Annotated in this window: 21 protein-coding genes and 1 pseudogene; 10 read left to right on the top strand and 12 right to left on the bottom strand. The window is 73.7% G+C overall.

Annotated features, from left to right (window positions below; genetic code table 11):
• Window positions 1-235: 235 nt before the first annotated feature.
• Both ACFV8H_RS38880 and ACFV8H_RS38875 read left to right on the top strand, forming a co-directional pair.
• Entirely contained in the window at window positions 236-1,588 is a 1,353-nt protein-coding gene (locus tag ACFV8H_RS38880; protein WP_380409151.1) for an MFS transporter, read from the top strand.
• Window positions 1,589-1,648: 60 nt separating this feature from the next.
• Entirely contained in the window at window positions 1,649-2,497 is an 849-nt protein-coding gene (locus tag ACFV8H_RS38875) for an SAM-dependent methyltransferase (RefSeq protein ID WP_380409149.1), read from the top strand.
• 58 nt (window positions 2,498-2,555) lie between these two features.
• Here ACFV8H_RS38875 and ACFV8H_RS38870 read toward each other — a convergent pair whose 3' ends face one another.
• Window positions 2,556-3,767: a CapA family protein gene (locus ACFV8H_RS38870; RefSeq protein ID WP_380409147.1), complete on the bottom strand. Its 1,212-nt coding sequence runs from the start codon at window positions 3,765-3,767 to the stop codon at window positions 2,556-2,558.
• Between the two features lie 277 nt (window positions 3,768-4,044).
• Between ACFV8H_RS38870 and ACFV8H_RS38865 the strand changes: the two genes are divergently transcribed.
• Together ACFV8H_RS38865 and ACFV8H_RS38860 are read left to right on the top strand one after the other, a co-directional pair.
• Window positions 4,045-4,686, top strand: a complete 642-nt coding sequence (locus ACFV8H_RS38865) for a DUF4360 domain-containing protein (protein ID WP_380409145.1) — start codon at window positions 4,045-4,047, stop codon at window positions 4,684-4,686.
• Between the two features lie 264 nt (window positions 4,687-4,950).
• Entirely contained in the window at window positions 4,951-5,292 is a 342-nt protein-coding gene (locus tag ACFV8H_RS38860; RefSeq protein WP_380409143.1) for a hypothetical protein, read from the top strand.
• Here the strand turns inward: ACFV8H_RS38860 and uppS are convergent.
• The 3 genes from uppS to ACFV8H_RS38845 form a co-directional block, all read right to left on the bottom strand.
• A complete protein-coding gene (gene uppS, locus ACFV8H_RS38855) occupies window positions 5,280-6,056 on the bottom strand; it encodes a polyprenyl diphosphate synthase (protein ID WP_380409153.1) in 777 nt (258 codons plus the stop codon). The two genes, ACFV8H_RS38860 and uppS, sit on opposite strands and share 13 nt — an antisense overlap.
• A gap of 64 nt (window positions 6,057-6,120) precedes the next feature.
• A complete protein-coding gene (locus ACFV8H_RS38850; RefSeq protein ID WP_380409141.1) occupies window positions 6,121-6,909 on the bottom strand; it encodes a hypothetical protein in 789 nt (262 codons plus the stop codon).
• The gene (locus ACFV8H_RS38845; protein ID WP_380409139.1) at window positions 6,906-7,205 is read right to left on the bottom strand and encodes a PadR family transcriptional regulator; all 300 of its coding nucleotides are present in this window, start codon (window positions 7,203-7,205) and stop codon (window positions 6,906-6,908) included. Before ACFV8H_RS38845 ends, ACFV8H_RS38850 begins: the two co-directional genes overlap by 4 nt.
• An 84-nt stretch (window positions 7,206-7,289) precedes the next feature.
• Here ACFV8H_RS38845 and ACFV8H_RS38840 point away from each other — a divergent pair, with 84 nt between their 5' ends.
• Window positions 7,290-8,324 (top strand): hypothetical protein, encoded by a 1,035-nt coding sequence (locus tag ACFV8H_RS38840; protein WP_380409137.1) that lies wholly within the window; start codon window positions 7,290-7,292, stop codon window positions 8,322-8,324.
• Between the two features lie 72 nt (window positions 8,325-8,396).
• A complete protein-coding gene (locus tag ACFV8H_RS38835) occupies window positions 8,397-9,341 on the top strand; it encodes a recombinase family protein (RefSeq protein ID WP_380409135.1) in 945 nt (314 codons plus the stop codon).
• Window positions 9,342-9,354: 13 nt separating this feature from the next.
• Here ACFV8H_RS38835 and ACFV8H_RS38830 read toward each other — a convergent pair whose 3' ends face one another.
• Window positions 9,355-9,792: a hypothetical protein gene (locus tag ACFV8H_RS38830; protein ID WP_380409133.1), complete on the bottom strand. Its 438-nt coding sequence runs from the start codon at window positions 9,790-9,792 to the stop codon at window positions 9,355-9,357.
• 43 nt (window positions 9,793-9,835) lie between these two features.
• Window positions 9,836-10,474, bottom strand: coding sequence for a nucleotidyltransferase domain-containing protein (locus tag ACFV8H_RS38825; RefSeq protein WP_380409131.1), 639 nt, complete (start codon window positions 10,472-10,474; stop codon window positions 9,836-9,838).
• 133 nt (window positions 10,475-10,607) lie between these two features.
• On the opposite strand from ACFV8H_RS38825, the gene ACFV8H_RS38820 reads away from it, so the two are divergent.
• Window positions 10,608-12,239 (top strand): purple acid phosphatase family protein, encoded by a 1,632-nt coding sequence (locus ACFV8H_RS38820; protein ID WP_380409129.1) that lies wholly within the window; start codon window positions 10,608-10,610, stop codon window positions 12,237-12,239.
• Window positions 12,240-12,288: 49 nt separating this feature from the next.
• Here ACFV8H_RS38820 and ACFV8H_RS38815 read toward each other — a convergent pair whose 3' ends face one another.
• From ACFV8H_RS38815 to ACFV8H_RS38790, 6 genes are all read right to left on the bottom strand, one after another.
• Entirely contained in the window at window positions 12,289-12,624 is a 336-nt protein-coding gene (locus ACFV8H_RS38815) for a hypothetical protein (protein ID WP_380409128.1), read from the bottom strand.
• 129 nt (window positions 12,625-12,753) lie between these two features.
• A complete protein-coding gene (locus ACFV8H_RS38810; protein WP_380409126.1) occupies window positions 12,754-14,274 on the bottom strand; it encodes a cytochrome P450 in 1,521 nt (506 codons plus the stop codon).
• Window positions 14,275-14,337: 63 nt separating this feature from the next.
• A complete protein-coding gene (locus ACFV8H_RS38805; protein ID WP_380409124.1) occupies window positions 14,338-14,955 on the bottom strand; it encodes an ATP/GTP-binding protein in 618 nt (205 codons plus the stop codon).
• Window positions 14,936-15,295: a DUF742 domain-containing protein gene (locus ACFV8H_RS38800; RefSeq protein ID WP_350510307.1), complete on the bottom strand. Its 360-nt coding sequence runs from the start codon at window positions 15,293-15,295 to the stop codon at window positions 14,936-14,938. The genes ACFV8H_RS38805 and ACFV8H_RS38800 overlap by 20 nt, the downstream gene beginning before the upstream one ends.
• Window positions 15,296-15,424: 129 nt before the next feature.
• Window positions 15,425-15,811 (bottom strand): roadblock/LC7 domain-containing protein, encoded by a 387-nt coding sequence (locus ACFV8H_RS38795; RefSeq protein WP_360231742.1) that lies wholly within the window; start codon window positions 15,809-15,811, stop codon window positions 15,425-15,427.
• 17 nt (window positions 15,812-15,828) lie between these two features.
• Window positions 15,829-17,577 (bottom strand): ATP-binding protein, encoded by a 1,749-nt coding sequence (locus ACFV8H_RS38790; protein ID WP_380409122.1) that lies wholly within the window; start codon window positions 17,575-17,577, stop codon window positions 15,829-15,831.
• Window positions 17,578-18,033: 456 nt separating this feature from the next.
• Between ACFV8H_RS38790 and ACFV8H_RS38785 the strand changes: the two genes are divergently transcribed.
• From ACFV8H_RS38785 to ACFV8H_RS38775, 3 genes and pseudogenes are all read left to right on the top strand, one after another.
• Window positions 18,034-18,969 carry a class I SAM-dependent methyltransferase gene (locus tag ACFV8H_RS38785; RefSeq protein ID WP_380409120.1) on the top strand — a complete coding sequence of 312 codons (936 nt, stop codon included), beginning with the start codon at window positions 18,034-18,036 and terminating at the stop codon, window positions 18,967-18,969.
• A 151-nt stretch (window positions 18,970-19,120) separates the two neighbouring features.
• Window positions 19,121-19,537, top strand: a complete 417-nt coding sequence (locus ACFV8H_RS38780) for a hypothetical protein (RefSeq protein WP_380409118.1) — start codon at window positions 19,121-19,123, stop codon at window positions 19,535-19,537.
• A 13-nt stretch (window positions 19,538-19,550) separates the two neighbouring features.
• A pseudogene (locus ACFV8H_RS38775) lies at window positions 19,551-19,914 on the top strand (hypothetical protein); the annotation flags it as partial.

Below are 19,914 nucleotides of genomic sequence, written 5' to 3'. Positions count from 1 at the left end.
GCGCCGGGGGCGGGCCCGGGGGGCCGCCCCCCCCGCCCCCCGGCCGCCCGCGGGCGGGGGGGGCGGCGGGCGGGGCCCGGCCCCGCGCGCCGCCCCCCCCCCCCCCCCCCGCCGCACCGGCCGTGGTTCGTCGACGCACCGACCGTGCGCCGGCCGTCGCCGGGTCGTCGGGCCCGCGCCGGAGCGGTCCCCGAACCCGATTCCGCCGCAGGTCGAACGGTGCCATGCTGACGCCATGACAGATCGCATCGATACCGCCCCCGCCCATGACGGGGAGCACGACGGGGGCCGGCGACGGGAGTTGGCGGCGGCGACGGTGGGGTCGGTGGTCGAGTCCTTCGACTGGAACGTGTACGCCGTGCTCGCGCCCTACTTCGCCGCCGACCTCTTCGGCCACGGCAAGGGCGGGGTCAGCGGCACGCTCGCCGCGTACGCCACCTTCGCGGTCGGCTTCGTCGCCCGCCCGGTCGGCTCGTACCTGATCGGCCGGCTCAGTGACACCCGGGGGCGGCGCTTCGCGCTCAGCCTCGGCATGGCCGTGATCGCCGTCGCCAGCCTGGGCCTCGCCGTCCTGCCGGGGCAGCGGACGATCGGCGTCTGGGCGGCGGTGCTGGCCGTCGTGGTGCGGGTGGTGCAGGGGCTCGCCTTCGGCGGGGAGGCGCCGAGCGTGGCCGCGTACGTGACCGAGACGGCGCCGCCCCGGCACCGGTTCGCGTTCAGCTCGGTCTCCTACGGCGGGATCATCCTGGGTTCGCTGCTCTCCTTCGGGGTGCTCACCCTGCTGATCCACACCATCGGCAAGTCCGGTCTGGAGAACGGCGGTTGGCGCTGGGGCTTCGTGGCCGCCGCGCTGCTGGGGCTGGGCGCGGTGTGGGTGCGGCGGGCCGCGCCGGAGAGCGCCGAGTTCCACCGCGCCCGGGCCGCCGCCGGGCCGGGCGGGCGCCCGCCGTTCCTGCGCACGCTCCGGGAGCACCGCTGGGCGGTGCTCACCGTCTTCCTCAACACCCTGGGCGGCACGGTCGGTTACTACTTCGCGCTGACCTACCTGCCGCAGTACGCCGCCGCCTACCACGTCATCGACAAGGAGCGGGCGGCCTCCTTCATGACGGTCGTGCTGGCCGTGGTGCTGGCCACCATGCTGCTCACCGGCGCGGCCGCCGACCGCTTCGGCCTGCTGCCGGTGGCCCGGATCGGGTTCGGACTGCCCGTCCCGCTGGTCGGGTTCCTGCTGGCCGGGCTGCGCGAGGGCTGGCTGCCCTTCCAACTCGTGGCCGTGCTACTGGGGATGATGGTGGCGACGGTGCTCGGCACGCTCAACGTGTTCACCGGTCTGCTGTTCCCGACCGAGGTGCGCGCGGTGGGCCTCGGCGTGGTCAACGCGGCCACCATCGCGGCCTTCGGCGGCACCTTCCCGCTGCTCGCCGCGTGGCTGGACTCCCACGGCAACCTCGGGCTGATCCCGTTCTACGTCACGGTCTGTACGGCGGGGCCGGTGCTGGGCCTGCTGACGGCGATGCGGGTGCCCTCCTTCACCGCCGCGCTCCGGGAGGCGGAATCCGGGGTTCAGCGGACACCGGGAACCGCCTGACGGACGTTCACGTCCTGTGGTTGAGTGGTCCGGACCAGACGCCGGACGGGGAGGGCGACGATGGACGGCAACGGGCCGGAGAGCTGGCTGACCGAGGTGGACTTCGAGCCGCCGCCGCAGGTGGACCTGCGGACGGACCGGGCGCACTCCGCGCGGGTCTACGACTACCTGCTCGGCGGGAAGACCAACTTCCCGGCGGACCGCGAGGTCGGCGACCGGGTGCTCGCCGACCTCCCGGAGGCCCGGACCGCCGCGGCCGCCGCGCGCGCGGTGATGCACCGGATGGTGCGCCGGCTGGCCGAGGAGCACGGCGTCCGCCAGTTCCTGGACGTCGGCACCGGTATTCCGACCGCGCCGAACCTGCACGAGATCGTCCAGGCGGTCGACCCGGCCTGCCGGGTGGTGTACGTCGACAACGACCCGATCGTGCTGGCCCATTCGCGCGCGCTGCTGAGCAGCACCCCGCAGGGGCGCACCGCCTACGTCGAGGGCGACCTGCGCGAGCCGGAGAGGTTCCTGGCCGATCCGGGGGTGGCCGCCACCCTGGACCTGACGCAGCCGGTCGCGCTGACGCTGATCAACATCGTGCACTTCCTCTCCGACGAGGCCGCGCACCCGCCCGTGCGCAAGCTCGTGGACGCCCTGCCCTCCGGCAGCTTCCTGGCCCTGAGCGCGGGCACCGCCGACAACGCGCCCGAGGCGGCCAAGGCGGGCGCCCGGCGCTACGCGGAGGCCGGAATAGAGGTCCACACCCGTTCGCACGCCGAGGTGGAACGTTTCTTCACCGGCCTGGAGCTGGACGACCCCGGCGTGGTCCTGATCAACCGGTGGCACCCCGAACTGGGCGACCCCGCGCAGCGGCTCGACGGCCAGGTCTCGGTGTACGGGGGCGTGGGCCGCAAGCCGTAGGCAGGCCGCTGGCCTGCCCCCTCCCAGGAGGCGGGCCCGGCGGGCCGCCCGGAGGGCGTCACGGTGCCATGGTGAGGCCCGCCGCGCCGGCGCCGCGGCTGAGCACCACCGTGCGGATGTGGTCCAGCGCGCGGGCCCAGTCGGCGCGGCCCGGGTTGCGGCGGACGGCCTCGCGCAGGTCGAGCACCCGGTAGGGCGGGCCGAGGTCGGTGATCTGCGGGACGAACTCGGCCCGGCTCACCGTCCAGCGCTGCCCCGGCCCGGCGGGCGGACCGACGGTGAAGCGGGCGAGCGAGCTCCAGTTGCCGCGCGGGTCCTCGGTGTCGCCGTGGGTGAACATGTGCCCGGCGAGCTGGTCGCCGAGGCCGTAGACCGTCCAGGTGTCGCCGATCTTCTCGTAGGCCTGCGGGATATGGGCGTGGGTGCCCAGGATCAGGTCGACGTCGGGGCGGCCCGGCCCCTCGCCGGCTGCGGCCAACTCGCGCGCCAGTGTGAGCTGTTGCTCGTTCGGCGTGTCCTGCCACTCGGTGCCCCAGTGGATGCTGACCACCACCAGGTCGGCGCCCCCGGCCCGGGCGGCGCGGGCGTCGGCGAGGATCCGGTCCCGGTCGATCAGGTTGACCGCCCACGGCTCGTCCTTCGGGAGCGGGATGCCGTTGGTGCCGTAGGTGTAAGCGAGTTGGGCCACCGTCGCGCCGCCCGCCCGCAGCAGCGCGGGCTTCCCGGCCTCCTCGGCGGTGCGGGCGGAGCCGGTGTGGGCGAGGCCGACGGCGTCCATCGCGTCGAGCGTGCGGCGGATGCCGGCCGGTCCGTCGTCCAGGGTGTGGTTGGACGCGGTGTCGCAGGAGGCGTAGCCCGCGTCCGTGAGCGCCTTGGCGACCTGCGGCGGGGACTTGAAGGCCGGGTATCCGGTGTACGGGCCGCCGTCGGCGCCGTAGACGGTCTCCATGTGGCAGATGGCCAGGTCGGCGCCGCTGATCAGCGGTTTGACGCCGGCCAGCATGGCGGTGAAGTCGTAGCCGGTGCCGCCGGAGTCCTCCTTCGCCTGCTGGATGATCTCGGTGTGCGGCAGGACGTCGCCGGTGGCGACCAGGGTGAACGCCCTTGGCCCGGAGGGGGTTTGGCCTCCTGCCGCGGTGGTGGCCGTGGTGGTGGCCGTCGCGGTCCGGTCCCCGGTGGCGTTCGGCGTGGGTGTCGGGGCTCCGCAGCCGGGGAGGGCGAGCAGCAGGGCGAGGGCCGTGACGGCGGTCCGGCGGCGGGGGAGGGGCACGGTCGTCTCGTCTCACGATCGGAAGGTGTGATCAGTCCTCCGACTATGCGGGTGCCCGATCCACCGGACCCGTGCCCCACGCCCGCAGGTCACCCGGGGGGCCGCCGGGCCCGTCGATAGTGACCATGCGTCACCCCTTGTACACCGTCCGCGCGATGTGCTGACATATCCACGTCAAACACGAGGGGGCCGCGCTCGGCCTCGTCCGCAGCGCCGCCCTGCGCCGCCGCGCGCCGCTCCGCCCCCGAACCTCCGTGGACGATCGAAGGGGAAGCCCATGCTGCTCCGTACCCTGGCCGTCGCCGCCACCGCGACCGCCGCACTGGTCGGCACCTCGACCTTCGGCGGCGACTCGTTGCCGACCCCGCCGGACCGCATCGTCATCGACGTCGCGACCGTCAACGGCTCCGGCTGTCCGGCCGGAACCGCCGCCGTCGCCGTCTCGCCCGACAACACCGCCTTCACCGTGACGTACAGCAGCTACCTCGCCCAGGTGGGCGTCGGCTCCAAGCCCACCGACTTCCGGAAGAACTGCCAGCTCGACCTGCGGGTGCACGTCCCCCAGGGCTTCACCTACGCCATCGCATCCGCCGACTACCGCGGCTTCGCCCACCTGGAACAGGGCGCCAACGGCACCGAGCGGGCCAACTACTACTTCCAGGGCGACCCCCAGACCAGCTACCAGAGCCACCGCTTCGACGGCCCGACGGACGACAGCTGGCAGGCCACCGACACCGTCGACGTCGCCGCCCTGGTCTTCGCCCCCTGCGGCGAGGAGCGCAACTTCAACATCAACACCGAACTGCGCGTCGCCGGCGGCAGCTCCGACCAGGCCCACACCACCAGCTTCATGACGATGGACTCCACCGACGGCAACATCAACACCACCTACCACCTCGCCTGGAAGCACTGCCCCTGACCTCCCCGCACCCGCCCCGGCCCCGACGCAGCCCCGGCCGTCGGGGCCGCGGCGCGCCCGGGGGTGGGCGCGTGCCCGGGGCCCGTCGGACGGCGGGGGAGGGGCCCGCCGTTCGGCTGGAGTCGTGGGGCTACTGGGCGGTAAGGCTCAAGTGACCATCAGATCGCCTTGATCGCCGCTTCGGCAGCTCCGTAGTTTGACCCCCCCGCACCGTGATCCCCGGACCGACAAGGACCCCCATGCGCTCCCACCCGCTCACGTCCGGTGCCACCGCGCTCGGGAACGAGTGCTGACCGTGGCCGCCTCCGCAGCGACCGTGCCACCCTGACGCCGATCCCCGCCGCCGCCCACCAGCGCGCCCTCGCCCTGCACGCCGAGGGCGCCGAGGTCAAGGCCGTCCGCGTGCTGCGCGAGGACACCTTCCTCGCCCTCCTCCACGGCCCGGCCGCCCTCGCCGTCCTGGTCCGGGACGGCAGCCTGCCCACCACCCCCGCCGAGGCCGCCGCCCGGCTGGCCCACGAGGACGCCCAGCTGCACGACGCGCGGAAAGGGGCGGCACCGGCCGAGCCGCTGCCGCCCTACGAGACCGGAACTCAGCCGCCGTAGCGCCGCTGCCTGGCGGCGAAGCTACGGACCGCGCGCAGGAAGTCGACCTCGCGGAACGCGGGCCAGTAGGCCTCGCAGAAGTACAGCTCCGAGTAGGCGCTCTGCCAGAGCAGGAAGTTCGACAGCCGTTGCTCGCCGCTGGTACGGATGACCAGGTCGGGGTCGGGCTGGCCGGCGGTGTACAGGTGCGGGGCGATGTCGTCGACGGTCAGGGCGTCCGCGGCCTCGGTCAGTGACGCGCCTGCTTCGGCTCGCGCGTACATCAGGTCGCGCACGGCGTCGACGACCTCCTGACGGCCGCCGTAGCCGACGGCCAGGGTGACGTGAGCGCCGGTGGTGAAGGTGCGGGTGGCCTCGACGGCCTCCTTGAGGGCGCGAGCGGTGCTGTCGGGCAGGGCGTCGGTCATTCCGGCGAGGTGGACCTGCCAGCGGGCGTCCGGGCGGGTGAGGCGATCGAGGACCACCTGCTCGATCAGCCGCATCAGGTAGGCGACTTCGGTGTCGCCGCGGCTCTGGAGGTTCTCGGTCGAGCAGACGAAGACGGTGATGTGCTTGATCCCCAGGGCCTCGCACCAGGAGAGCACCTCCTCGACGTGCTCGGCGCCCACCTTGTGGCCGAGGCTCGGGTTGGCCATGCCCATCTGCCGGGCCCAGCGGCGGTTGCCGTCCATGATCAGCCCGACGTGCCTGGGCAGTGGGCCGGCTATGACCTGACGACGCAGGCGGCGGGTGTAGAGGGAGCGGAGCAGGTCGGGCATGGGCACCTCCAAGTGGGTCGGGAGCGGCTGCCGGTTCTGGCGGGCCATGGTCAGGCGGGTGCCGCGTGGCTTACGAGGCCGACGGCAGGTCGCGCAGGTCGCGCAGGGTGCCCGCGCACACCGCCGTCAGCAGCAGCAGGCCCACGCCGATGCCGACGCCGAGCGGATGGAAGCCGTCACCGATGAGCGAGAGTCCGAGGATGGTCGCGCCACCGGTGGCGCTGGCGCCGGCGAGGGTCCAGACACCGACGCGGAGTCGGCCGGTGCCGGGTGGTACGACGGCGTCCGCACCGACGCCGGTGAAGATGCGAGGGATCTGGATCGCTCCGAGGCCCAGGGTGATCCACCAGGCGGCGAGCACGGCGGTGCGCAGGGTGGGCGGCGAGGCGTCCGCGTCGACGCCGCCGTGCACCAGAACGACCACGGTCGTGCCGAGGAGCGTCGGTCCGGCGAGGCGACGGAGCGCCCAGCCCAGCAACGTGATCGCGGCGCCCAGCGTGGGCCGGGGCCGGGGAGCGACCAGGGCGATGCCGAGCAGCAGCAGGGTGGTGCAGCTGTGCGTGACCTGCTCCCGGACGCCGTCGGCGGGCAAGGGACCGGCCTGTTCGGCGGCCAGGTGGCTCAGGAACCAGGCGGCGAGGGCGACGGTGATGCCCATGGTGGCGACCCGCCGCTGGCGCTGTACCGGGGAGTCGGCGGGCCAGTGGGCCGGGTGAAGCCACATGTCCACGATGCCCGCGATTAGATTGGGCCAGGACTTCCAGCCCGCGCCCCGGGCCTCGTCCTCCACCATCGCGCCCCAGCGCTCGCGGAAGGCGTCCGGATAGAGCCTGACCAGGCTGCGGGTGACGACGCTCACGCCGGGTGCACCCCCAGGCGCCGCAGTCCCGCGTTCGCCACCCGGGCCATGGCGCGCAGTTCGCGTTCCAGGACCTCGCGGCCGAGAGCAGTCAACTGCACCGGGCGCTGGCGGCCCTGCCCGTCGAGCGACTCGATCAGCCGCTTCGACTCCAGCCTGGCCAGCGCCCCGTACAGGCTGCCAGGGCCCAGCCGCTCCCCGGTCAGCTCCTCGATCGCCGTGTTGATGGCGTATCCGTGCAGCGGCCCGTCGGCCAGCGCGCAGAGCACCAGCGTCTGGGCATCGTTGGCTTGCATATCGCTCCTTCCGATCTGACGGAGCACCATACTACGTGCTACGAACTACACGCCACGTACTACGCGGTGTGTACTATCGCCGTCATGCGCAATGACTTGACGATCAATCAGCTGGAGGCCGGACACCCCGCTCGGCCTGCCGCGGCCGCGGCGCTGCTGACGTCCGCCGCCGGAGCCGCCGCCTTCACCCTGTTCGCCTACCTGACGACACAGGTTCGCGTGGTGCGGGCGGGCAGTCCCTGGCAGGACGATCCGTACGACGCGGTGGTGACCTTCACCATGTTCTTCGTCCCCCTCCTCGGGGCGCTCGGCGGGGCAAGGACACTGCTGTGCCGCCGCGACCGGCCGCTGCCGCGCTACCGGATCGAGCAGGTGCTCCGGGCCGCCCTGGTCTGCACGCTGCTCGTCGCCGCCACCCTCGCCACCGACTGGGCGGCGGTGGCCGCGCGGGCGGACCGCGCGTCCTGGGACAGTGGCACCACCCCCTGGCTGATCGCATCCCTGCTGCCGCTCACCGGGGTGACGGTCGAGAGCCTGCTGCTGTACCGCCGGGCGATCCGGCGGCTGCCGAAGCCGGTGCGCGGAGCCGAGGACATGGGCGGGGACTGGCTGGACGACCTCGTGCCCCTCGCGAACCTCCTCGCCGGCCCTCGCTCTCGCGCAGGGCGCGCACTCGCCGCGCTGATCGGCCGCGGCAAGGTGCTCGGCTTCGTGCGCCTGCGCTTCGCCCCGCTCGCCGCCGTGGCCGCCGTGGCCGCCGGCCTGCTGGTCGCCACGGGACTGGCCTCCGGCGAGGGCTGGCCCGGGGTGCTGCTCTTCACCGTGGAGGCCGCGGTCTTCGCGGGCGGCACCTTCGCCTTCGTGATGATCGGCAACACTGCCCTGCGGTTCGCCGCGTCTCCTCCTGCGTCGGGGACGCGACGGGCCGCCCGGATCGCGACCACCGCAGGCGCGTCGGCGCTGCCGGCCTCACTGGCGCTGCGGGACACCGCCTGGCAGCTGCTCGGGCTCGGCAACCAGGTCGACTCCGTCGGACAGTGGGCGGCCTTCACCCTCGTGTTCGCGCTACTGACGGGCGCGCTCACCTTCGGTGTGACTGCGACCGCAACCAGGGAGTGACGGCGGGGGACATCCGGTCGGTTGCCGGAGCAGGGAGACGCTGCCATTGAGGCTGGCTCATCGGACCGATGCGTGGAATACAACGATTGCCCGAAGTGCGAAGCCCCGGCCGGAAGCCCGTGCCGGACCCTCGGCGGGAAGACCGCGGCCAAGTACCACACGCCGCGCTTCATCCTCGTGCCCGCGCTGCGCGAGGACCTGGAGGTTCTGGTCCCTGGCGACCGCGCGCCGGGCAAGCCGTGGCAGCGGCGGCCGGCCCCGCTGCTTGCCCCGGCACCCGAAGACGCCGCCCCGCCGATCCGGATCGGGTACGCCCGCTGCTCGACCGCCCAGCAGGAGCTCGCCAGCCAGATCGAGGCACTGCAGGCCGCGGGCTGCTTCAAGATCTTCCAGGAGAAGATCAGCACCCGGATCAAGATCCGCCCGCAGGTGGAGGCCGCGCTCACCCTCGCCCGGCAGTTCAAGGAGGCCGCGCCGGACCAGGCGGTCATCCTGACCGTCCACGAGATGAAGCGCCTCGCGCGCAACGCGGCCGAGCTGATGCAGCTGTCGGCCGACCTACAGGGGCACGGCATCCTGCTCGAACTCCTCACCGGTCCGCTCAGCGGCGTCTACGACCCCAACGGCATGGGCTCGATGTTCTTCGCCGTCCTGGCCGCCGCAGCCCAGATCGAGCGCAACTACATCCGGGAGAAGACCCTGGAGGGTCAGCAGAGCGCCACCGCGAAGGGCAACCACGGCGGCCGGCCGAAGGTCATCGAGGACGACATGCTCACCTTGGCCATCGCGCTCAAGGACAAGGGCGTGCCCGTCCCCACGCACCTTGGCTGGACCCCGTACCGGCCTGTGCCTCGGCTCTCCGTCGGTCCCTCCTGCGCGACGAAGCGGGCCGACAGGTCGTGGAGTTGCCGCTGTTCGCGTGGGTCGAAGGCCGAGCGGGAGATGCTCGACCACGGCTTCGCCGTCGTCGCCAGGGCCGTTCGGAACCACGCCGGCGAGTACGGAGACCCGCCGTGATCGGAGGGCGGCCTCAGCCGTGGGCGTGGGGGACGGGCCTGCCGGTGACGGCGTCGGTCAACGCGCGTGCGCCCAGCGGGCGGTGGAGGACGGCGGTGAGCCGGGCGATGCCGCCGTCCTCGCAGCCGATGTCCGGGCCGGAGGCGTCGCGGCGGTTCAGCATCAGGGTGACCTGGTCGGCCGATTCCCTCACCACCAGGTCGGGCTTGTAGTCGCAGCCGCTCCAGGAGGCGTCCAGCGTGATGGTGCGGTCGTCGGCCGCCACGGTCGTGTGCAGCGCGTCCGGGTCCGCCAGATCGATCCGGAACAGGAGTGAGGCGGGGCGACGCTTGTACGGGAGCGGGTCGTCGGATCCGCTCCCGTCACCACCCCACGCGTAACAGGCCGCCACCCCGACGCAGATCAGCCCCACCGCCGCGATCGCGCGCTTGTCGCCCCTGGTCAGTTCCATGCCGTGCTGCTCTCCAACGATCGTGGGTGTGCGCCGGGCCCGGTCAGCCCGCCAGGCTCTCCGCCCAGGGATGGCCCGGATGCACGAGCGCCAGCCACCCGCGCAGGGCCTCGCGCCGCCTTCGGTCCAGCGACGGCAGTACGGCGTCGAAGTCCGCCCGGTCCTTGGGCCGCATCATCTTCGCCTTGAAGAGCAGCACCAACTCCGGTGCGAGATACGGGATCCCGTCCGCCGTCCGTTCGACGACCGCATCGTACGGCAACCGCAACCGCTCGTCCCGGCGGCAGATCCAGGTATCGCCCCGGTGCGGCTCACGGAAGACGTCGAGCAGGAAGCGGCCGCTCGACGGCTCCCGCACCCAGGTCTGGTGGGTGGCCGCCAGCGCCGCCGCGTCGGCCGCCGGCCAGACCCGCCCGTGACCCGCCGCGTCGAACACGAACTCCGGGAAGCGTGCCCGGAGCTCGGGGAAGGCCGCGGCCGGCAGCGCGATCTCCAGATCGCCGTGCGGCCGGGTCTGCCGCCCGAGGAACAGGTCCAGCGCCCAGCCCGCCGCGACGCACCAGCTCGCGCCGAGCCCGTCCAGCCGCTCCGCGGCCTGTTCCGGCCGCCACGCGTCGGCCCAGCGGTCGGTCAGCTCGTCCGTACCCAGCACGAGGCCGCCAGGCGGGAGGGAATCGGTCATCACGACAACCTACCGGTCCGGGGCGCGGGCGTGGCGGGTGCTTCGGCTCTGCGTGGGAAAAGTGATCGCCTTTGCATGCTCATGTCGTTACAGTGCTGCGGGTCCCGAACCCCCACTCGGCAGACGGAGCGTCATGACGATCGCACGCAGGTCCATCCTCAAGGGCACGTCGGTGGCCGGGGCCGCCCTGGTCGGCGGGGGTGCCGTCGCCGGGCCGGCGGCGGCGGACGACGGGGCGGCCGACCCGCCCGCGAGCCCGCTGCTGCAGGCCCGGCCGCACCGGATCGGGGTGCCCTCGGTGAGCGGCCTGCACCTGCAGTTCGGCAGCGACCCGGCCACCGAGATGACCGTCTCCTGGCTCACCCCGCAGTCCGTCCGGCGCCCGCTGGTCCGGCTCGGCACGCCCGAGGGCGGCACCGGGGCGGTGGTCGAGGCCGAGACCCGCACCTACCGGGACTCCCTCGGCAAGGACGAGGTGTACGTCCACCACGCCCGGCTCACCGGACTGCGCCCGGCCACCACGTACCTGTACAGCGCCGGGCACGACGGCGCGAACCCGGAGACCGGTACGTTCACCACCGCCCCGCGCGGCCGCACCCCCTTCACCTTCACCAGCTTCGGCGACCAGGCCACCCCCAACCTGCGCCGCAAGGTGGACTTCCCGAACGGCATGCCCTCACCGCTCGGCAAGTACCCGGTGTACACCACCAGCCAGATCGGCAGCCCGCACGCCGCCGACATCGTCGCCGCCGTCGAACGCGTCGGCCCGCTGTTCAACCTGGTCAACGGCGACCTCTGCTACGCCTCCTACGGCGGCCGGCACGGGCAGAGCCGCACCGCCATCTGGGCCGACTGGTTCATCAACAACAGCCGATCGACCCGGCTGCGCCCCTGGATGCCCTGCGCCGGGAACCACGAGAACGAGGGCGGCAACGGCCCGATCGGCGCCGCCGGCTACCAGGCCTACTTCACCCTCCCCGCCTCCGCCGCCGACCGCGACGAGGAGACCCGGGGCATGTGGTACGCCTTCACCGTCGGCTCGGTGCGCTTCATCAGCCTCGCCAACGACGACGTCGCCATCCAGAACTCCGGCGAGACCTATCTGCGCGGCTACTCCGGCGGCGCCCAGCAGCGCTGGCTGGAGCGGGAGTTGCGCACCGCCCGGGGAGACCGGGGGATCGACTGGGTCGTGGTCTGCATGCACCACCCGATGATCTCCAGCTCCCAGCACGGCTCCGGCAGCGACCTCGGCATCCGCGAGGCCTGGGGCCCGCTGTTCGACGCCTACGGGGTCGACCTGGTGGTCAGCGGCCACGAGCACTACTACGAGCGCTCCCACCCCGTCCGCGGCACCCTGCCGAACGACGCCCGCACCCCGGTGCCCACCGGCACCGACCCCCGGCTGGCCGACACCGGACGGGGCACCGTCCACATGGTCATCGGTGCCGGGGGCAACGCCGCCACCACCCAGGACGACCTGTTCGAGCGCCCCCAGGGCCGGGTGGTGATCGGCCTGGCGGACAGGCCCGCGCCGGGCGCGCCGTACCGGGAGTCGATCTGGCTCACCGAGGACGCCCCCTGGGCCGCCTACCAGGACCGCACCCACACCCACGGCTTCGCCGCCTTCGAGGTCGACCCCGGTGACCGCCGCGGCGGCACCACCACGATGCGGGTCACCTACTACACCTTCGACGGCCCGCACGGCGACCTCACCCCGGTCGACACCTTCACCCTGCACCGCCGCCGCACCGACGGGCACGGCTGAGGCGGAGGTGCGGGGGCGGCGCCGACGGGACGGAGGGGCCGGTGGCGGCCTACCCGGCCAGGGCGTCGCCCTCGGGTGCGCCCGGAGCACCCGAGGCGTCCCGAGCGGGGGTGCGGGGTGCCGCGCCCTCCTCGACGGCGCGGCAGTTCCGGCAGGCGTTCCAGTGCGCACGTGGCCGACCCCGGTCGGTGGAGCGGTGCGGGGCGAGCGTCATGCCGGAGGTGTCCAGGCCGCACAGGGTGAGCGGGCCGCAGACGCCGGAGGCCTCCGCGGGGGCGGCGTGCGCGAGGCGCACCGGGTTCTCCGGATCGGCCGGCTGGTGGCCGGGGCCGAGGAGCCGGACGTTGGTCGGGATGTCGGGTTCGAGCACGATGACGGTGTCCATCTCATCAACGTCGTCGCAGAACCGGTGCGTTGCACGCGCACCGGGGCATCCGGACGAGTCGGGGCGGCGACCGCTGAGTAGCGGCCGCCGCCACCCGGGGGACGTCGCCCCGGGAATCAGCGCCGGGGATCAGCGCCGGAACAGGCCGGTGAGGACGTCCCACCAGCTGCGCCGCTGCGCGGGGACGGTCGTGGTCGTGGGCGGGGTCGTGGTCCCAGCGGGTGCCGCCTCCACGCCCGCCGCCGGTGCCGCGGCCTGGGCGGCCTGGGCGGCCGCCCGCTGGGTGGCCGCCAGCGCGCGCTCGGCGAGCTCCCGTGCCTCCTCCGCCGCCCGCTCCGCCTCGGCGACCGACTCCGGGTCGGGCTCGATCTCCTGCGCCGTGAACTCCACCGGCAGTGCCGTCAGGTGGCGCGAGATCCAGGCCGAGCTCCAGGTCAACTCCTCCTCGGGGACGGCCAGTCGGAGGTCCGGCAGGAGGGTGAGCAGGATGTCGATCCCGGCCTCGGCGACGTGCCGGCCGATGTCCTGCCCGGGGCACTCGTGCGGTCCGGCCCCGAAGGACAGGTGGGAGCGGTTGCCGTAGAGCGGGGTGGCGAGGTCGGGCCGGACGGTCGGGTCGACGTTGCCCGCGGCGAGGCCGAGCAGCAGGAGGTCGCCGGCCAGGATCTGCTGGCCGCCCAGCTCGGTGTCGGTGGTGGCCCAGCGCCCGGCGACCAGGGACATCGGCGGGGAGTCCCAGAGCACCTGGTCGAGTGCCTCGCCCAGGGTCATCTGGCCGCCGGACAGGTGGGCGCGGAAGCGCGGGTCGGTGAGCACCATCTTCAAGGAGTCGGCGATCAGGTTGACGGTGGTCTCGTTGGCGGCGAGCAGCACCACCCGCAGGTGTTCCATCACCTCGTCGTCGGTCAGCCCGGCCGGGTGGGCGAGCAGGCGGCTGGTGAGGTCGTCGCCGGGGGACTCGTGCTTGATCGCGATGGTGCGGCGCAGGCTCGCCACCACGTACTCGTTGCTGGCGATCGCCGTCTCGGTGCCCTTCATCAGGTCCCGTGCGGCGTCGACGAGTTGCGGGCCGTACTCGTCGGGCATGCCGAGCAGCTTGGTCATCACCAGCATCGGCAGGTGCTCGGCGAACTGGGTGATCAGTTCGGCCCGGCCGGTCGGCCCGACCACCTGGACCAGGTCGGTGGTGAAGCGGCGGACGTGGCGGCGGATGCCGCGCCGGTCGAAGCCGTTCAGGCCGTCCAGCAGGGCGTTGCGCAGCCGGCGGTGCTCCTCGCCGTCGGCGAAGACGCAGATCGGCTGCCAGGCGACCACGGGCAGCAGCGGGGAGTCGGGCGGGACCTCGTCGTTGCGGAAGGCGCTCCACAGCCGGGAGTCGCGGGAGAACAGCGAGGGGGTGCGCATCGCGGTGATGTTGGCGGCGTGGCCGAGGATCAGCCAGGCCCGCTGGTCGCCGTGCAGCAGCACCGGGGCGACGTCGCCGTGCTCGGCGCGCAGCTTCTCGTACAGGCCCGCCGGGTCGGCCTCGGCCTCGGGGCCGTACAGCCGGCGCAGTCCGCCGGGGCCGGTCGGCTCGACGGCGTGCCCGTGGGCGGGGCAGCCGGGCGGCGGGACGGGGGCGGCTTCGTCGTCGGGGAACGGGGTGGTCAAGAGGATCTCCGGGTCACGAGGTTCGGAAGCGGTACGACGGGGGTGGGGCCACGGGAGAGGGCCTCAGCCCGCGGGCGGTGCGGCCAGCTCGTACAGGTAGTGCATCAGCGTCATCAGGGCGTCCCGGCTGGACTGCCGGCTGCGCGCGTCGCAGGCGACGATCGGCACCTCGGCCGGCAGGTCGAGCGCCTGGCGCAGCTCGTCGAGGGCGTAACTGGGCGCCTCGGGGAAGCCGTTGACGGCTACCACGAAGGGCACGCCGCGGTCCTCCAGGCGGCCGATCACCTCGAAGCTGACCTCCAGCCGGCGGGTGTCCACCAGGACGACGGCGCCCAGCGCGCCCTCGAACAGGCCGTTCCAGAGGAACCAGAACCGCTCCTGCCCGGGGGTGCCGAAGACGTACAGCACGAGCTTGTCGCTGATGCTGATCCGGCCGAAGTCCATGGCCACCGTGGTGGAGGTCTTGCGTTCGACCCCGGTCGGGTCGTCCACGCCGACCCCGGCCTGGGTCATGGTCTCCTCGGTGGTCAGCGGACGGATCTCGCTGACCGCGCCGACCAGGGTGGTCTTGCCGACGCCGAAGCCGCCGACGATCACCACCTTGACGGCCGTGGTGACGGTGTCGGGCAGCAGGTCCGCGCTCGCCGGGCCGACGACGGTGTCAGAGCCGCTGAAGTCCATGGATCACCGCCTCCAACAGGGCACGGTCGGGGAGTTCCGCCGCGGGCACGGCGGAACGGGCCTCGATCCGCCCGTCGTCGAGGAGGTCCGCCAGCAGGACGGTGACCACGCTCGTGGGCAGTTCGAGGTAGGCGGAGACCTCCGCCACCGAGAGCGGCGAGCGGCACAGCCGCAGGATCGCCGCGTGCTCGGGCTGCATGGCGGGGGTGGGCTCCGCGAGGGAGACGATCAGGGTGACCAGGTCGAAGACGCCCGGCCCGGAGGGGCCGCTGCGGCCGCGGGTGATCACGTACAGGCGATCGGGCTCGGGTCCGTCCCAGCCGCCCTGGTCGGCGGTCATGTCACTGCCTCACTGTGCTCGTTCACGTGCCCGCCCGGGCGCCGGGGGCGCTGGTCGGGTCCGCTGCCGGGGTCGTCGCCAGGGCCGCTGCCGCTGCCGGGGCCGTGGTGCGGGCCGTGGTGCGGCGGCTCACGCGACCACCTCCGGGTTGCGCGGCGGGGTGGAGAGGTGCTCGCCGATCCGGTCGACCAGGTCGCGCATCTGGTGGCTGACCAGCCCGGCGTCCACGCCCTCGTCGGCAAGCACCGCGAGGTAGGCGCGGTCGCCGGCCGACATCAGGTAGAAGTAGCCGCCGTCCACCTCGATGACGACCAGCTTCATCGCGCCGTTGCCGTGCGGGAACTCGTGCCCGACGGCGGCGGCCAGGCTCTGCAGCCCGGCGCAGGCGGCGGCCAGCCGGTCGGCGGTGTCGGGGTCGGCGCCGTACTGGGCGATCCGCAGGCCGTCGGCGGACAGCACGATGACGTGGCGCACGTACGGGACGCTGTGTGCGAGGTCGTTGAGGATCCAGTCCATGTTGCTGCGGTGCGGAATCACTGCTCGCCTTTCGCTGCCGTCTCTTCGGTACCGGGCTGTCCGGCGCTGTGCTGCGGGGGGTTGCCCGGGGTGGTGCCCGGGGGGTTGCCCGGGGTGGCGTCCTTGGTGCCGCCGGTGCCCTTGTAGCCCTCCATGAAGGCCTCCAGCCACAGGCCGGGCTGCTTCTTGGGGCGGGGCGCCGGGGCGGCCGGTCCGGCGGCGGGCCCGGCGGTGGGGCCGCTGGGCTGGGCGGTGCCGCGCGGGGGCGTGGCGAAGGCGGCCCGGCCGGTGGGGCGGCTGCGGCGGCGCTGGGGCAGGCCGTTGGGGGTGCGTTCGGTGACGACCACCTCGTCGTCCCCGGCGGCGGCGGGGGGCGGCCCCCAGGGGGTGGTGGCGCCGAAGGAGGGCCCGATGCCGGCGGACCGCGCCGGTTCGGCGGCGGTGCCCAGGGCCGAGTGCCCCGGCCCGCCGGGCGCCCCGGCACCGGCACCGGCCGATCCGGCGCCGGCCGGGGTGGTCCGGGCGCCCCAGGGCCGGGCGGGGGCCGCGTGCCGGGGCGGGTTGGCCGGGAGCGGCCGCGGCCCGGAGAAGGCGCCGATGCCGTGCGCCCGCCCGGTCGGGGGAGCGGTGGTGAGCAGTTCCTGCGGCACCACCAGCACCGCGCGCACGCCGCCGTACGCGGAGCGCCGCAGCGACACCTGGAAGCCGTACGCCTGGCAGAGCCGGCCGAGGATGGCGAAGCCCAGCCGGGGGGACTCGGTGAGGTCGTCGAAGTCCTTGGACACCATGGCCTCGCGCATCGAGCGCTCGGCCCGGATGCGGGCCTCGTCGGTGAGCCCGAGGCCGCCGTCCTCGACCTCGATCGCTATCCCGCTCTGCACCTCGGAGGCGCTCAGGTGGACGTGGGTGTGCGGCGGGGAGTAGCGGGTGGCGTTGTCGAGCAGCTCGGCCACGGCGTGGATCAGGGGTTCGACGGCCGGTCCGGTGACCGAGATCTGGGTGACCGGGTGGAGGTCGACCCGCTGGTACTCGAGGATCCGGGACATCCCGCCGCGCAGCACGCTGTAGAGGGCGATCGGGCGGGTCCACTGGCGGCCGGGCCGGGCGCCGGAGAGCACGGCGATGGAGTCGGCGAGGCGGCCGACCAGGGCGTTGCCGTGGTCGAGGCGCAGCAGGTCGTCGAAGACCGCCGGGTCGTTGCCGTGCCGGTCCTCCATCTCCCGCAGGTCCTTGGCCTGGCGGTGGATGATCGCCTGGACCCGGCGGGCCAGGTTGACGAAGGCGCGCTCGGCGGAGTCGCGCCGGCTGACCTCGTCGTCGACGGCCTGGGCGATGCCGCGCACCACCTGCTCCAGCGAGGCGCGGAACTTCCGTGACAGCAGCGGGTTCGGGCGCTGGAAGGGTTGGAGCAGCACGTCGATCGAGGAGCCGTACCGGGCGCCGCCGACGAGCCGGCGCAGTTCGCCGGTGGCCATCCGCTCCAGCTCGTCCTCCTGCCCGGCCAGCTTGCGGTGCAACTCCTCGACGCGCCGGGTGTGTTCGTCCCTCAGGTCGGCGAGGGCCCGACCGCGGCGGGCGGACTCGGCGGCCACCACCGCGACCAGCACGGTGGCCGTCGCCCCGCACCACAGCACCTGGGTCCGGGCTCCGGCCGACACCACCACCGCGGCGACCGCGACCGCCGCAGCCATCACGGCGGTGGGCAGTATCCAGCCGAGCAGGGGCGCGGGGCGCCGTCTGGTGGGTGACGTACCAGCTCGAAGCATTCGGCATCCTCAAACGATCGGACGATCGGAACAGAAGTCGGGAACGGGTGGGAACGAACGGGGTCGGGCGACGACCGGCTCCGGAGGCGTGGTGCTGCAGCATAGCCAAGTTCAGGACAATCCTGACCGAAACTCAAAAATACTGTCCGTCAACCGACTTGTGGCAACTTGCCGGACATGACCGACATCTCGCACACCTGTCGGAGTCCGGTCGGCCACCGCCCGTCACCAGGCTTCTCGCCCGGCCGCCCGCGCACCGGCAACCCGGCCGGGATTCGCCCATGTGAAGGGTTTCCGGCCCAAGTCGCCACGATCAGCGACGAGTTCGTGCTACGCGTGGCTCGCGGTGCGCGGTGATCACTCCTCCGGGGGACGTCCCGGCGCGGCGCAACACCTGTTGCTCCAGCCAGCAATGACCGTTGACGCCCTCGGCGGTCCGCCCCTACAGTGCGGGCCATGGACGACGACGACCCCGGACGGCGGGTGGCGGCCCAGGTGGCCGCAGGTGGCGGGCTGGACGGCCTGCACCGGCTCTCGGAGACGATCGAGGCACTGGAGGAACGGCGCACGGACCTGGTCGAGGAGCTGCGGCGCGGCCGGCAGGCGACCTGGGAGGAGATCGGCCGCGCCTGCGGGATGACCCGCCAAGGCGCCACCCGCCGCTGGGCCGGCCGGCTGCGCGCCCGCTCCTTCGGCCTCGCGGCCACCGCCTACCAGCACGGCAGGCCCGGCTACCCGCAGGCCCTGATCGGCTCCGCGGTGCCCCGCGAGGCCCGACGGGTGCTCGACCTGGGCGCCGGCACCGGCAAGTTGACCGGGATGCTGGTCGAGGCCGGGCTGGACGTGGTCGCGGTCGAACCCGACCCGCAGATGCGCGACCGGCTGGCCGCCGCCGTGCCGAAGGCCGCCGTACGGGCCGGCTCGGCCGAACGCATCCCGCTGCCCGACGCCGGTGTGGACGCGGTCGTGGTCGCCCAGGCCTGGCACTGGTTCGACCAGGCCACCGCCGTCCCGGAGATCGCCCGGGTGCTCGCCCCCGGCGGGACCCTCGCCCTGATCTGGAACGTCCGGGACGAGACCGAACCGTGGGCCGCCGAACTCGGCGCCCTGATGCACCGCTCGGACCGTCAGCGGCTCGACACCGCACCGGAGCTGCCGGCCCCCTTCGGCGCCCCCGAGCGACTGGAGATCCGCTGGGAGCACCCCACCACCCCGGCCGGCGTCCTCGACATGGTCGCCTCCCGCAGCTACGTCATCGCCCTGCCCGAGGCCGACCGCGCCCGGCTGCTGGCCGACGTCGAGCAGCTGCTCGCCACCCACCCCGACCTGGCCGGCCGGGACGAGATCGCCGTGCCGTACGTGACCAGGTGCACCCGGGTCCGCCTCGGCTGAGCCCGGGCACCGGGCCGCCGTCGGTCGGGCACCGAGGCGCAGCCGGTCGGGCGCCGGGTCGCCGCCGGTGGCGAGGGGCTGACAAATGTCACGGTCCGGCGGTGTGGCAGCACACTGCCGGCCGCCCCGCTCCGACGGCCACGATGAAGCCATGACCTCCACCGACCTGCACCACCCCGACACCCGTCGGGCCTTCCGCACCGTACGGCACCTCGTGCTCGTCTACCTCGGCCTCAGCGCGCTCACCATGCTGGCGGCCTTCGCCCTGCGCTCCCACACCGACCTGATCACCCCGTCCGTGTGGGTGCGCGGCACCATCGTCCTGGTCAGCGCCGCCGTCACCCTGCTGCTGACCGTCCGGGCGGCCCGCGGCTCCCGCGGCGCCTTCCGGCGGCTGCGGATCATCTCCGGCGTCATGCTGGTCGCGATTGCTGCGATCATCGCGGTGCCGGGCGTCTTCCCGGTCTGGATGAAGATCGAACAGGGCCTGTGCGGCCTCGCCCTCGCCGGGGCGGCCGTGCTGCTCAACGGACGGCAGCTGCGCACGCTGTTCGCCGCCCAGCCCTGAGGAAGGACGAAAGGTGACCGACAGGGTGACCGACCTCGACCGGGAGGGCACGCCGGCCCCCGCCCACCGCTGGGCGGGGGGCCTGCGGCGGATACTGCTGGGCGCCGGGATGCTGGTCTTCCCGGCGCTGACCGCGGTGGCCATGAGCGGCAACGTCAGCGGAACGGCGGCGCTCGCCGGGTACGCCGTCGTCGTCGCGTTCTGCCTCTGCTACGTCCTGCTCGCGCTGACCCTCGGGCGCACCACCGGGCGCACCGGGCCGCAGCGGACGCGGTGGATCAAAGCGCTGCTGGCCGTGATGACCGCGCTGTTCCTGGCCGCGCTGCCGTCCGCCCACGCGGACGCCTTCTTCCTGGCCACCGTGCTCGTCTCGGTGG

The sequence above is a fragment of the Kitasatospora sp. NPDC059827 genome, from assembly GCF_042731675.1.
In the GTDB taxonomy this organism is placed as follows: domain Bacteria; phylum Actinomycetota; class Actinomycetes; order Streptomycetales; family Streptomycetaceae; genus Kitasatospora.
Note: the sequence above shows the minus strand (reverse complement) of the source record. Positions and strands in the feature narration are given on the sequence as shown.